Origin of the sequence: Dapis hubbardiae BLCC-M172, assembly GCF_050016015.1 — a bacterium.
Taxonomy (GTDB): Bacteria; Cyanobacteriota; Cyanobacteriia; order Cyanobacteriales; family Microcoleaceae; genus Trichodesmium.
The window spans coordinates 1-13,195 of the sequence record NZ_JBNHEQ010000099.1; the positions used below are offsets into that span (position 1 = coordinate 1).

General features: G+C 36.2%; 16 protein-coding genes. 10 read left to right on the forward strand and 6 right to left on the reverse strand.

The window, feature by feature from the left end; translation table 11 throughout:
- Positions 1–46 precede the first annotated feature (46 nt).
- Together ACP6PK_RS09495 and ACP6PK_RS09500 are read right to left on the reverse strand one after the other, a co-directional pair.
- Positions 47–217: a hypothetical protein gene (locus ACP6PK_RS09495; RefSeq protein WP_426559394.1), complete on the reverse strand. Its 171-nt coding sequence runs from the start codon at positions 215–217 to the stop codon at positions 47–49.
- Positions 218–396: 179 nt separating this feature from the next.
- Positions 397–642, reverse strand: coding sequence for a hypothetical protein (locus ACP6PK_RS09500; RefSeq protein ID WP_426559395.1), 246 nt, complete (start codon positions 640–642; stop codon positions 397–399).
- A gap of 162 nt (positions 643–804) precedes the next feature.
- Between ACP6PK_RS09500 and ACP6PK_RS09505 the strand changes: the two genes are divergently transcribed.
- Both ACP6PK_RS09505 and ACP6PK_RS09510 read left to right on the forward strand, forming a co-directional pair.
- On the forward strand, positions 805–1,413 hold the full coding sequence (locus tag ACP6PK_RS09505; RefSeq protein WP_426559396.1) for a glutathione S-transferase family protein: 609 nt from the start codon (positions 805–807) through the stop codon (positions 1,411–1,413).
- A gap of 559 nt (positions 1,414–1,972) precedes the next feature.
- Positions 1,973–2,278, forward strand: a complete 306-nt coding sequence (locus ACP6PK_RS09510) for a hypothetical protein (protein WP_094671201.1) — start codon at positions 1,973–1,975, stop codon at positions 2,276–2,278.
- 258 nt (positions 2,279–2,536) lie between these two features.
- Here the strand turns inward: ACP6PK_RS09510 and ACP6PK_RS09515 are convergent, their stop codons facing one another.
- Positions 2,537–3,643, reverse strand: coding sequence for an AbrB family transcriptional regulator (locus ACP6PK_RS09515; RefSeq protein WP_426559405.1), 1,107 nt, complete (start codon positions 3,641–3,643; stop codon positions 2,537–2,539).
- A 513-nt stretch (positions 3,644–4,156) separates the two neighbouring features.
- On the opposite strand from ACP6PK_RS09515, the gene ACP6PK_RS09520 reads away from it, so the two are divergent.
- Complete coding sequence (locus ACP6PK_RS09520) at positions 4,157–5,512, forward strand: MFS transporter (RefSeq protein ID WP_426559397.1); 1,356 nt, start codon at positions 4,157–4,159, stop codon at positions 5,510–5,512.
- Positions 5,513–5,922: 410 nt separating this feature from the next.
- Here ACP6PK_RS09520 and ACP6PK_RS09525 read toward each other — a convergent pair whose 3' ends face one another.
- Positions 5,923–6,459: a GNAT family N-acetyltransferase gene (locus ACP6PK_RS09525; RefSeq protein ID WP_426559398.1), complete on the reverse strand. Its 537-nt coding sequence runs from the start codon at positions 6,457–6,459 to the stop codon at positions 5,923–5,925.
- Between the two features lie 393 nt (positions 6,460–6,852).
- On the opposite strand from ACP6PK_RS09525, the gene ACP6PK_RS09530 reads away from it, so the two are divergent.
- The 7 genes from ACP6PK_RS09530 (at position 6,853) to ACP6PK_RS09560 (ending at position 11,321) form a co-directional block, all read left to right on the forward strand.
- Positions 6,853–7,320, forward strand: coding sequence for a hydrogenase maturation protease (locus ACP6PK_RS09530; protein ID WP_094672451.1), 468 nt, complete (start codon positions 6,853–6,855; stop codon positions 7,318–7,320).
- 128 nt (positions 7,321–7,448) lie between these two features.
- Positions 7,449–7,712 (forward strand): hypothetical protein, encoded by a 264-nt coding sequence (locus tag ACP6PK_RS09535; protein ID WP_426559399.1) that lies wholly within the window; start codon positions 7,449–7,451, stop codon positions 7,710–7,712.
- 184 nt (positions 7,713–7,896) lie between these two features.
- Positions 7,897–8,226: a hypothetical protein gene (locus ACP6PK_RS09540; protein WP_426559400.1), complete on the forward strand. Its 330-nt coding sequence runs from the start codon at positions 7,897–7,899 to the stop codon at positions 8,224–8,226.
- 497 nt (positions 8,227–8,723) lie between these two features.
- Positions 8,724–9,704, forward strand: a complete 981-nt coding sequence (locus ACP6PK_RS09545) for a tetratricopeptide repeat protein (RefSeq protein WP_426559401.1) — start codon at positions 8,724–8,726, stop codon at positions 9,702–9,704.
- Between the two features lie 53 nt (positions 9,705–9,757).
- The gene (locus tag ACP6PK_RS09550; RefSeq protein WP_426559402.1) at positions 9,758–10,048 is read left to right on the forward strand and encodes an asr0689 family protein; all 291 of its coding nucleotides are present in this window, start codon (positions 9,758–9,760) and stop codon (positions 10,046–10,048) included.
- A gap of 153 nt (positions 10,049–10,201) precedes the next feature.
- A complete protein-coding gene (locus ACP6PK_RS09555) occupies positions 10,202–10,426 on the forward strand; it encodes a hypothetical protein (protein WP_426559403.1) in 225 nt (74 codons plus the stop codon).
- 379 nt (positions 10,427–10,805) lie between these two features.
- Positions 10,806–11,321 carry a NifU family protein gene (locus ACP6PK_RS09560; RefSeq protein ID WP_426559404.1) on the forward strand — a complete coding sequence of 172 codons (516 nt, stop codon included), beginning with the start codon at positions 10,806–10,808 and terminating at the stop codon, positions 11,319–11,321.
- A gap of 346 nt (positions 11,322–11,667) precedes the next feature.
- Here the strand turns inward: ACP6PK_RS09560 and rimK are convergent, their stop codons facing one another.
- Together rimK and ACP6PK_RS09570 are read right to left on the reverse strand one after the other, a co-directional pair.
- Entirely contained in the window at positions 11,668–12,573 is a 906-nt protein-coding gene (gene rimK / locus ACP6PK_RS09565; protein WP_094674749.1) for a 30S ribosomal protein S6--L-glutamate ligase, read from the reverse strand.
- Positions 12,548–13,042, reverse strand: a complete 495-nt coding sequence (locus tag ACP6PK_RS09570) for an ATP-dependent zinc protease family protein (protein WP_094674751.1) — start codon at positions 13,040–13,042, stop codon at positions 12,548–12,550. Before ACP6PK_RS09570 ends, rimK begins: the two co-directional genes overlap by 26 nt.
- Positions 13,043–13,195: the final 153 nt, after the last annotated feature.

Sequence of the window (13,195 nt, forward strand, 5' to 3'; positions counted from 1 at the left end):
AATTTTCGACTAAAACTCGCCCCTACGTTTGTGCATTCGGGCGGGTTTATTTAATATGACTACTGCTAATAGGGGCGAGATGGTAGCCGTAGTCTACATAAAAATTTCCTTCTGAAAGTTTCAATGCTTCAGGAAAAAAATCTTTGTAAGCACCGCCTCGGTTGAGATAATATTGCCCGGTACGAATATAAGTTAAACCTGTTGTCACTCCACCCATGGCAGCAGCTTTTGTTTCTGTAATAGCGTCTTGAGGTAGAGGTTGATAAATACCAATATGTTGATGGGAGTCTACTAACCCTGGAAAACCTAATAATTCTTTGGCATCAAATACTTCATATCATGTCCGGTAGCATCGGTATTGTATAGCAAAGGTAGGGAACACTTAACTGGGAACACTTAACAGGGAGGAAGAAGCTTTAAGAGAAGGAAAAACTTTATATGGCGGTAGATATGTTCCCAACTTTTACACGCTCCGATACCAATGGACATGATATCATTAGCTAATTCTGGGTTAATTTCTGGAGCGATGTGAGCAAACTTGCCATTTTTAATTCCTAAGTCGAGGCGAGGGGTCGAATTATGATTTGGGCGCACTACCTGTACATTTTTAATAACTAAATCGAAATCTGCAGTTTCTGACATTTTTTCTCCCCAATAATTCAGCAATATTTTTATTTTGACATAATTAGAAATTATACAAAAGTATCTGATATAGCTAGTTAATAATATTTGTAAAGAAACTTCAACATATAGTAAAAAAAAATTTTTTTGCTATACTTTATTTATAGCTTTGGAGATATGATAATGAAAAGAATTTTATATTATCATCAACAATCACACTTGGCTCGAAAAATTCGGATATTGTTAGCAGAAAAAAAATTAGATTATGAACTCAAGGAAGTTAATCTCAAGAATAAACCAGCTGAATTTCTGAAAATTTCTCCCATTGGTAGTGTACCTGTGTTTGTAGAAGAAGATGGCACAATCATTTGGGATTCTACATTAATTGCTGAGTATTTAGACGAAACTTATCCAGAACCAAACTTTTACCCTACTCATCCCAAGGCAAAACTTGAATGTCGTAAATGGGAAGATTTAGGAGATAATTTAGGGGATAGTGTTACCAATTTATGGAAGTTAAATTTGACAAACAATTTTGCCCCTCCTGAGTATCGAACAAGATTAGAAACGGCAATTAATCGTCTCTTAACAGTTTTTGAGCAACAATTAGCTAAATCTAAGTATTTGTTAGGTGATGAAGAATGGACGATAGCAGATGTAGCAGTATTATGTTCTTTGGGTTACTACAACCTTCGGTTAAATGAAGATTGGCTTTTGGAATATGATAATTTAAAAAACTGGTTCAATAAATTACATCAACGTGAATCAGTCAGCTCTACTGTTCCGGAGTAGGGAGTAGGTAGGGATGTTTTGCTGTGCGACATGTTTGCGTAGCATTCCGGAACGGAAAACGCATTTTTGCCTGTGCAACGTCCCTACAGAGTTAGGAGGAATAGGAATTATAGAACCCATTTGGTATCTATAATTTCAGGACTAAAGCCATGTGAACCCCCCAAACCCGGTTTGTCCTAGACTTCTATTGCTCATGCGCAACGATTTATCCTAGAAACCGGGTACGAAAGTGCGTAAGTCCTAAATTTATTACTTTTAGGGTTTAGTCGTTGCGATCGCCTCAAGTTAAAAGTCAAAAGTTAAAAGTTAAAGATTGTATGTTGGGTCAATGTAATTGTTAATATTAGTAATAAATAATGTAATGGAAGTTTTAAATTGTGGAATATAAAGAAAAGCTAAATAATAGTTAATATAATTTTGTTATATTCTGGAAATTAAAGAAAACTTTTACACACAAAGTTACTGATAAAGTAATAAAAATTAAAAAAGCATTAGGCCAACTCAGGTTTGATTTATTGTTAGTTTACTATATTTTGCAGTAGTTTCCCCCAGCAAGGCAATGGCAGCAGATTATTGTTATTTAGAACAAACTCCAGATTGTGTAAAAAAATTACCCGTCTCTGGAGACTTGTTATGTGTAGATATACCTCCATCTGGAGTTAACTGGATAGATGTGACTTTCACCAATTACTCAAATGACTATGAAGCTGTATGTAACAGTAATATTGGCAACCCAATAGTAGTACCCCCATATAGTAGTAGTGAAGTAATAACTTATCCAGTAGTACCAGGAAGCTCCGTTACATTCTCAAATGCGAGTGATTTTCCAGATACACCAGTACAAATCAGAGTATTTGGGTATTAGTGGTTAATTAAGATAATTGGTAGTAGTGCATTGTAATGGTCGTGCATTTTCATGATCTTTGGAGCGGAGGCTCAACAGTGGGAGCATCTTGCTCTCGTACCTCGTATTCCTTTTTCTTATATAGCATTACTATGCAGGACTACCAGATAATTTTTTGTAGGGCTGGGCAAATGTGGTGATTGATATTAGCAGTTAATCGACTTGATGTTTGCCCACCCTACCTAGATAGCGATCTATTCCAATAATTCAGCTATTTTGTTATTCTGACACAATATTACTACGTTTCATTCTTTTAGCCATAAAATTTGTCAACCCAGGAACAACTAAAATAATAGTTAACATTCGAGTAAGTTGAATTGCTAATACTAAACCAGCATCACCACCTAATTCATTAACAGTTGCAATCATCGCTTCTATTCCCCCTGGAGTAAAACTTAACATAGAAGTAATTAAATCAACCTGAGTAAATTGATGAAATTCATAACCCACCACAAAGAAACCGATAATTAAGATTATTACCAGCATAATTTCAACTAAAATAGCTTTCCACAACTTTCGAGCATTTTCCCAGTCAAACTGAACTCCGATAAAAATCCCTACTAGCAACAACCCGACAGCAAATAACCATTGGGGAACCTGTAATTGGTATGGCGTTCCCCATAAAGTAGTTAACCCAACAATAAAGCTACCCAAAAAAGCAGAAGAAGGCAAACGTAATTTTTTTCCACCCCAAATTCCTAAACCACAGCATCCTGCTATTATTAATAAATTCCAAAACATGGGTATAGTAGTTTTACCTGATGCCAATAAAAAACTTGTGGTCTGAGTCTGCTCAATAGCAGGAAACATCAAAATGCTAACAGTCGGGATAATGAAGACTACTAATAACACTCGCAAATATTGCAGGATAGCAACAGCAATAGGGTCTGCACCTAATTCTTCACTCATGGTAACAATAGCAGAAGCAGTGCCAGGAATAGATGCTAGAAAACCTGTAGAGCGACTAACACCACCCCAGATAGACAACAGATAGCCTTTGAAAATACTCAAAGCACCAGTGATCAAAATACATCCCACGACAGGAATAGCATAAGTGGTAACTACATTAATTGTTTCTGGGGAAAAGCGAAATGCTGTAGCAATACCAACGATCGCTTTACCAAGCAGAATTATGATTCTAGGTAATGGTTGGGGACTACCTTTAATAATTGCATAGATAATTCCAGCAATCATTGGACCGAGCAACCAACCAACAGGAAAGTTGAGCCAGTCGAATATAAACCCTGCGAAAATAGCTAAGGTCATTGGGGCGATGGCTGTTTTGATAGTTGATAATTTGGAGATAATTTCTTGGTGGTTTAACACGCTCAACAATATATATTAAATTTGACAGACAATTTATACAATTTATAATTACTGGTTATTAATGACTATTACAGGATTATATCATGGAAAGGTACTATAATATTGAGGATAGTTTTTTGTTGTCTAAATTCTGCCAAAATTGAAAAACACTTGCTCATTTTCAGGAATAGAAAAAAACATGAAAAATTATAATGATTATTATCTAGCTATAAAGCAATTTTATTTTATCAAAAGTTTTCAAGATAAACTGAAGATCAACATTTTTGACACCGAATTAAGCGAATTTGATATAATTACATACACTTACAATATTAGCTCTGACTAGACTTATATCTCAGTATTACCGAATTATTAATTATTAATAATTAAATAATTATGGTTTAAAGCCTCCCCTTGGATAGGGGAAAAAAGAAATAATATTTCCTCATCTTCAATCCTCTCGGTTTTAACGGCTAGGTAATTATCAATTATCCATTATCAATTATTGAAGCCCTTTGGGTAAAAATCATAATTATGTTGAAAATTAGTCCCAAAAATTTGTTAGAGCCTAATTATCCTTTTGCCCCTAAAAATTTACCATTTTTCTATGGCTGGATAATATTAATTGTTTGTACCATGGGGATAATAATGAGTACCCCCGGTCAAACTATTGGGGTGAGTGCTTTCACTGACCATTTACTAGCTGCCACTGGTTTGTCACGCTTACAATTAAGCAATGCCTATTTTATTGGCACTTTAATCAGTGGTTTAATATTGCCTTATGGGGGAGTGCTGCTAGACCGTTTTGGGGCAAGGGTGACAGTTGTTTGTGCATCAATAGGTTTAGCTTTAACTTTGTGTTACCTCAGTTTTAGCGATCGCCTAGCTACCATCATTAATAACACATTTCCCATAATTCCCTATTCAACTATTGCCTTAGTAATATTAGTATTAGGTTTTGTCTGTCTGCGTTTTTCTGGTCAAGGTATGTTAACTATGACCAGTCGCACAACTCTAGGTAAATGGTTTGATCGTCGCCGGGGTTTTGTCTCTGGGATAACAGGTGTATTCGTAAGTTTTGGTTTTTCCATTGCACCCTTAACTATGAGTTCGTTGATTAATATCTTAGGTTGGCGAAATACTTGGTTAGTAATGGGAGCAGTTGTTGGTGTTGGGATGGGGTTAATAGGATGGTTTTTTTATCGTGATAACCCAGAGGAATGTAGTTTATTAATGGATGGAAAAAAACATACTCAAAACTCCCTTGAGACAAAACATTCATCTGATAACAACTTGGAAGATTTTACCCGCGCTGAAGCACTACGCACAATTATGTTTTGGGTGGTGACATTAGCTTTATCCTCACAAGCGTTGATACTTACAGGTATTACTTTCCATATTGTTGATATTGGCGCAGAAGCAGAATTATCTCAAATGCAGGTAGTAAGTATATTCTTACCGAAGGCAGTTGTATCTACTGTTGTTGGTTATTTGATGGGAATAGCAGCAGATCGAGTTCGTCTTAAATATTTATTCATGGTAATGATGCTAGGTCAGATAATAGGTGTTGCTTCTATTACTAATTTTGGTGAGCCTTTATTTAGGGTTTTAACTATTGTGGGATTTGGTATTAGTGGGGGATGTTTTGGTACTTTATCAGCAGTAAGTTTACCGCGTTTTTTTGGGAGAACTTATTTGGGTTCTATTTCTGGTTTTCAAATGATGATTCTAGTTATAGCAAGTGCGATAGGACCTTCTTTTTTGGCTATATTTAAAGATAAATTAGGTTCTTATCAAGTTGGTCTTTATGGTTGTTTGATATTAGCAATTTTGATTTTTATCTTAACCTTTTTTGCACGTCAACCGCGCAAGTCTCAGCTACTAGACTGAGAACTTTAATATATTATCCGGGTAATTAGTTTAGGACTTACGCAAAGAAACCGGGTTTCTTAGATAAATCGTTGTTTTATAATAGATATTTAGGAAAAAACCCGGTTTCTGGGTTTGTCTGCGTAATTCCTATAGTTATCGTATTGCTTAGGAGTCAGGAGTCAGGAGTCAGGAGTCAGGACAAAGAAAGAATTTGAATAGTATGAATTTTTCAATTTTCTATTCAATAGAAAACCTGTATTAAGAGGAAGTAATTTTACGATTACTATATAACCGGATTTTATATAATACCATTGACAAAAATAACTTTTGACTTTTCTAATTTGTAGAGACCTTGCATGCAAGGTCTCTACAGGGTTTTGCGATTTGCTCAAAACGGGTCTATTGTAATCGGGTTTCCTATAACTTCATTATTCGCGCCAATATTTTGGCTCATTCAAACTATCTGCACAGATAACTTTTCCTCTAAAATTTCCAATTATTCCTGGACGCAATTCTTGAACCATCCAAGCATCTGCGTTTTGTTCTGGTATGGGATAGGAAGGCTCAAACCTAAGATTGCCTGCTGGTTTAAAACCAAAACGCGGATAGTATGTAGGATGACCAAGAACAAAAATGAGGTCTACTCCAGATTCCGATAAAATATCTAATCCATTTTTAATGAGTTTACCTCCAATACCTTGTTTTTGAGCATCAGGAATAACGGCAAGGGGACCGAGAATTGAAAGTGATAAGGGAACATTTGGTTCCAGAGTAGCTCTACTGAAAAAAATATGTCCGACTGCTCTATCTTCTTGGAAAGCAACTAGAGAAACAATTGGTTGAGCGCTATCGTCTCCAAGCAACTTTTGCACAATTTCAGGTCCCTCCTCTGAACCAAATGCAGCACGTTCGACAGAGAGTATATCATCTAAATCTGAATCTAAAGCTTTTCTTATAATCATCATATTTTTAATAATTCAATGGTAGTGTTTTTTTTCCAAAATAGCACGCAGGGCGATCGCTAATATAGAATCTGGATAATTACTATAGCTCAGTCCGCAGCGACGGTCACTCCGTGGAAGGTTTCCGGAGCATTCCGGAACGGATAGCAATCTCAGAGGTGCGCCGAGATTGCTTCCTATCGTCGCTGCGGACGACTGTTCAAGCGGATTCTATATAAGAATCTAAATATTTTATTATTCACTTTTGACTTCTGACTGCTGACTTCTGACTTCAAATATATGTTACCACGTTACAAAAATAGTTGAAAAAACGGGTTATTGTTGAGGACGTGAAGTTAATAAACTGGATAAAATCTACTTTTCAGCACATCTAAAACCCCATTTAACAAATAAATAATGTTGACAATTATCGGTTGCGGTAATCTTAACCGTAGTGATGATGGGGTGGGAGTAATTATTGCTCAACGCCTGCAACAATATTTGGCTGCACATCCTGTTCCTAATGTCCGGGTTTATGACTGCGGTACTGCGGGAATGGAAGTAATGTTTCAAGCGCGGGGTACTCAGCAATTAATTATTGTAGATGCTAGTGCGACAGGTTCGGAACCTGGTGCAATATTTAAGGTTCCTAGTTCTGAGTTGGAAGCATTGCCAGAACCTAGTTATAGTTTGCATGATTTTCGTTGGGATAATGCTCTAGCGGTAGGTAGAAAAATCTTTCAGGAGGATTTTCCTAAAGATGTAATTGTCTATTTAATAGAAGCTGAAAATTTAGATTTTGGTCTAGAACTTTCCCCTATAGTTCAGCGTTCTGCTGAAAAGGTTTTGCAAGAAATTATCAACAGTTTTGAGCGGAAAAAGTAGGGATGAAAAAAGGAGTCTGAATAAATTAGTAAGGGATTTATACCTGTCACTAATTAATTAAAAATAATCAACATCAAATAGTAAGAATTTGGTGGAGAGTTTAAACAGAAAAATAACAGGAAATTATCATGGAAGAACAAAGACAAGAACAATATTATGAATTAATTGATAAATTAGTTCAATGCCCAAATGGCAAAGAACCTGATGTTTTAGATGAAAATATTGAGCTGGTTGATGCTGGTTTTGTTTCAGTTTTAATGCAAGTAGGTCAAGCACAAATTCATCATGGAAATCAAGATGGAGCTAAATTTTTATTCCATCTTGCGCGTGAATTAGCTAAACAATTAGGATTATATCCCGATCCAAAGACTGCAGAAGCTTCTGCCCAGTAATAGTAATTTAATAATACTTTCTTGAGTAGGGGAGTGGGGGAGTAAGGGAGTGGGGGAGTAAAGGAGTGGAAGATTAAGTATAAAACACGCTTCTTCTCTATTCTTCCTACTCTTTAGTTTGCTCAACTTAATTGAAATTAAATTTAATCTAAAACCTAACACCTAATTATAAATAGTTAATATTATGTTTTCTCAAAAAGAAGCAGAAAGATTAGCAATTGATTTTTTGAGTAATGATTTAGAAGTTGCTCAGATAGAAAAAGATTGGTTTACTATTAGATACGCTAAACAAGAACCTAGTTGGTACATTGTTGAAGTGGGAATAGAAGGATGTCCTGATTATTGGATTCTTCAGGTTTATGATACTGGTGAATGTGACCCTTGTTATACTTTTGTATCTCCTTTAAGTGGTTCTCAAGATACAGATGATTTGCAGGAATTACCAGAATCTATTGCTAAGGCGATCGCCTTTGAGCGTGGTTCTCAAGAAATAGCATCGCCAGCCAAAGTTTGAACAATATTGAAACAGGAAAAATTTGAAATAATCATTTTAGGTTAGGCAAATAGAGGTTCTCATTTACTGATGTTAAACTTTTGAATATTTGCCCACTTGCTCTTGATTTTCAAAATAAATATAGCAATCCTATTTCAGTTGTAAGATTTTATTGTAGGGGTTTGGTTTCCAAATCCCATTTTCCCTTGGGTTTGGAGAGCAAACCCCCTACATTTTTTTGCTGGGAAATCATTGAGTATTACTATATTATATCAAATCCGCTTGCTTTGGAGAATAAGGTTTTATCATCAGAAAAGAGTGAAAACTCCTAGTTTGTAGAGGGTTTGGAGACCAAACCCCTACGGTCTTCAATTCTACCGATACTACCGGATTTGATATTAAAATAATATAAAGAATTAAGATAGTGATTAATGTAGATTGATATATTAATGTAAATAAATTAAATAGTGAAAAAAAAACGTAAAGATTTTTGTTAAAAATATTAACTATTAAAAATTGTGCTTCAAACTATTAGTGATACCAGCGTAAAAGCAGCCCTAAATGCTATAGAGTCAGAGTCGGCAAATGTTTTAGAAAAAATTCAGATGCTAATTGATATGGCAACTGGACTGCAACAAAAACCAAAAGATGCGAAACAACTACATGATGCTATTTCTCTATATCAACAAGCAATAGAATTATCTAGCGAAGGTTATCCCCTAATGCAAGCAAGAGCATTAGCAGGAATGGCAACAGCATTGAGGACAATTCCGGCAGAAGGACCAGATTTATTACTAGAGGCAAAAGAAGCTTATGAAACTTCTCTAGAAATATTACGGGAACAAGCAGTACCCGAAGACTTAGCAGAAGTGGAAATGAATTTGGGGTTAGTGTTGCAAGCATTAGTTCCCTACAATTTGGCAACGATGCAACAGGCAGTACAAGCATCTCAACGAGCATTATTAACATTTACCGCAGATAAATATCCCCAAGAATACGCCATATTGCAGAATAATATCGCGATCGCCTATCTCTCAATGAGTCTAGCTCCAGAAAGAGAAGGTATGCGACAAGCAATGGCAGTACAGTCATTTGAGTCAGCGTTAAAAGCAGTTAACCTGATCGAACATCCCAAGGAATATGCGATGTTGCAAAATAACCTCGCTAATGCTTTGCAATATCTCCCCAGTTTGCATCCGGTAGAAAATAATTTGCGGGCGTTGAGTGCATACAATGAAGCATTGAAAGTTCGGACTGCTAAAGATACACCATTAGAGTATGCGACAACTATCTCTAATAAAGCTAACCTGCTATATAATTTACCTGATAACCCAAAACACCCAGAAGCAGGAAATTACCAAAATTTGCTGGAGGCAAAAAATCTTTATGCAGAAGCACAAGAAATTTTTTGTCAGTATAGCGAAGTAGATAGAGCGAATGTAGTTTCGGAGGCATTGTCAGCAGTCGAAGCTGAATTATTGTTGTCTGAAACCAACTAAATTCACTAAATCCTAGAAAATAGGAGATTTCAACATAATTTAGGAGGATAAAAATGAGTAATTTACTCAGCACTATCAATAGTCTAATTACAAACTTGAATGCAGTACCAAGCATTCACATTTTTGTCAGTAACTTAGCGAATGGAGAAATTACAATACTGACTGCCATATTTTGGCTAGGAGTTGCTAGCGGAATTTCAATTATTGGTGGTGCTATTGGTGGAATATGGTTAGCAGGAAAGGATTTAGGTTATAATCTAGCTGCTATGATTGGCGGTTTGTTTGGCCCTGCTGGTGTAATTCCGGCAGTTGTTGTTGGTTTGGCAATTTTGAAATTTGTTTAGATGGAAGAGCAAGACACTGATTTTGGCACGGATGCAGGGATTTTGAATGTCATTGCGAGTGAAGCGTAGCGTAACGTGGCAATCTCAAAGTCTTGCAATTGTTTTCCTAATATGCACTCTACTCTACAATATTGAAACTAGGAGTTAATTATTATGTTAGAAGTTGGTTGGTATAGTACCAAGTTATTACTCAAAGGTAAACTGCTACGGAATCCATTTTACTTTTTCAGACAAGTAGCTTTAGCAACTGCAGTTGGTGCTTTAATCTTAATCATAATGGCGCAAATGGAAACAACATTATTGTTCCCAATTATTATTTCTAGTCTAGCAACTGGAATTGCTATGCCATTTTTGCTCAAAGATGTGAAATTGAAATAAGAAATAAATTCTGATTTTCTTGCCTCCGACTCAAACTGGAGGTACTGATAACTGATAACGGCTTTGTTGCATAAAAGTAGTTATAGAACATCCATTCTGCTTTGGTTCGCACATGAAACTCTGTTTAGCGATGATTGATGTTCTACTCATCTATTGTCCAATAGTTAGGGTGGGCTGATTAAATCTCAAAACTTTTACAGGTAAAAGTTTCAGCCTTTTCATGTATCATGTTGATGTTTGATTCATCTATTGTCCAATAGTTACAGTAGTTTCCGCGCCTGATGAAGTACATATACAGTTGCTTGTGTAGGAGCTATATACTTTCATGCAACAAATCCACTGATAACTGATAACTGATAACTGATAACTGATAACTGAAATGACTCAAGCCAAAATTCCTTTGCAAGAGTCTGTTAGTCTCGAAGCTTTGGTATCTGACATTACCCACTTTGAACAGGCGATCGCTCACTGGGATGAAAATCAAAAGTCAGTGGTTGAAGGGTTAAAAAATGCTATTGAAGCATTACACAAAGAAGCCCTAACCAGATTAATTCGTAGTGTTAAACAAGAGTCTATGCCAGCATTGCGTCAGGCAGTGCAAGATGAAGTAGTTTATGGTTTATTGCGCTACCACGAATTAGTTAAACCACCGACACCACCCTTAGAAATTAGGGTTCAACAGGCGTTAGATCAAATTCGCCCAGGTTTGCAAAGCCATAATGGTAATGTGGAGTTAGTAGGTATTAAACTGCCGGATACCGTAGAAGTAAAATTAGTGGGAAATTGTAGTAACTGCCCTGCTTCAACATTAACCATGAAAGATGGTGTCGAACAGGCAATTAAAACCCACTGCCCAGAAATTAAAAATGTAGTTTCTGTGAATACTTCAAAATAGGGGTATTGCAGAAATGCGGTATGATTTTGAAGTAGCAGTCAGCACTCAGCACTCAGCTATCAGCTTTTCAAGGTGTATAATGGGGGTTTCAATCCCCCATTAACACGCACCACTAATTTTTTCAAATATAGTGGGGGACTTAAACCCTCGAATTTTTAGCTGACAGCCAAATGCTGTTTGCGTAGCATTCCGTAAGGAAAAGCTGATAGCTAGTTAATAGTTTTGTGGAATATATATCTTGCCCGTTCCTGATATTTTGTGACAGGCAGGAACAGGCAGGATGCCTGTCCCACCCCACTTAATATTCATCCTTTAATTCAGCTCTTCCTTCTTCCTTCTTACTTCTTCAACCTTCAATGCGATCGCGCACTTGACGTTTTTGTGCATTCTTCTCTAAAAATTCAATTATTTTACCAGAAATATCTACTCCTGTAGCAGTTTCTATTCCTTCTAAACCAGGAGAAGAATTCACTTCCATCACTACTGGGCCATGATTAGACTGTAATAAATCTACCCCTGCAACTCTCAGCCCCATTGCTTTAGCTGAACGAGTAGCAGTTGAGCGTTCTTCTCGGCTTAATTTAATTTTTTCTGCTTTACCACCTTGATGCAAATTTGAGCGAAATTCTCCTTCAGCTCCCTGTCTTTTCATAGCAGCTATTACTCTATCTCCTACTACAAAACATCGCAAGTCTGCACCGCCTGCTTCTTCAATAAATTCCTGTACCAAAATATTAGCATTCAAGCCACGAAAAGCTTCAATAACTGACTTAGCTGCTTGATAAGTTTCAGCTAAAACTACTCCTATTCCTTGAGTTCCTTCTAATAATTTAATTACCAAAGGAGCGCCACCAACAGTATTAATTAAACCATCAATATCTTTAGTTGAATGAGCAAAACCAGTCACAGGTAATCCTATTCCTTCTCTAGCTAATAATTGTAAACAACGTAATTTATCGCGAGACCGAGAAATGGCTTGAGAAGGATTTGCAGTAAAAACTCCCATCATTTCAAACTGTCTAACAACTGCCGTACCATAAAATGTTTGAGAAGCACCAATGCGAGGAATAATAGCATCAAATCCTTCCAAAGGTTCACCCATGTAAATCACTTGAGGCTTCATTGAAGTAATATTCATATAACAACGAAGGTAATCAATAACCTCAATTTCGTGACCGCGTTCAACTCCTGCTTCTACTAATCTTTTAGTAGAATAAAGAGTGGGGTCAGTAGATAAAACAGCGATTTTCATTTTGTTGTTTTCTACCATTTTTTTTACTGAATTTTGAATTTATATCTAAATAAGATTTACTAGGGTTAATTAAGAAATTATTCCGTACAGCTTGTCGCCCTAACAACATTCTAAATCCCATTAATTCTCGATTAGTTAAAGTTAATTCAATTTGCCATTTTTTGTTCATTAAATTGACTTCAGTTAAAATGACAGGACGTAATTCTACTTTCCCGCTAGAACTACGAACTTTTCGTTCATCTATTAATTCTGCTTCAGCAGTTACTATTAGATTGGTATCTTTTTGTTGGGGATGAACTTTAAATTTTACCATCCGTTTCCCGTCAATTTCAAAAGTTTTAATATCAAAAGCGTGTAAAGCAGAAGAACGGGCACCAGTATCAATTTTTGCCTTAATTCTACTAATGCAAATTTCTGGTAAAATTATCCATTCTCGCCAACCAATAATTGGTAATTCTTGATGTTTCATTTTGAAGGAAGAAGTAAGAAGGAAAAAGGAAGTCCAGTAGGGTGCGTTAGACGGCTAAAACTTAAGCTGTGCAAAGTATTTAGGAATCCCTCGTAACGCACCATTTTAGTCGGTCAAGTAGGATACGTTAGACGGCTAAAACTTAAGCTGTGC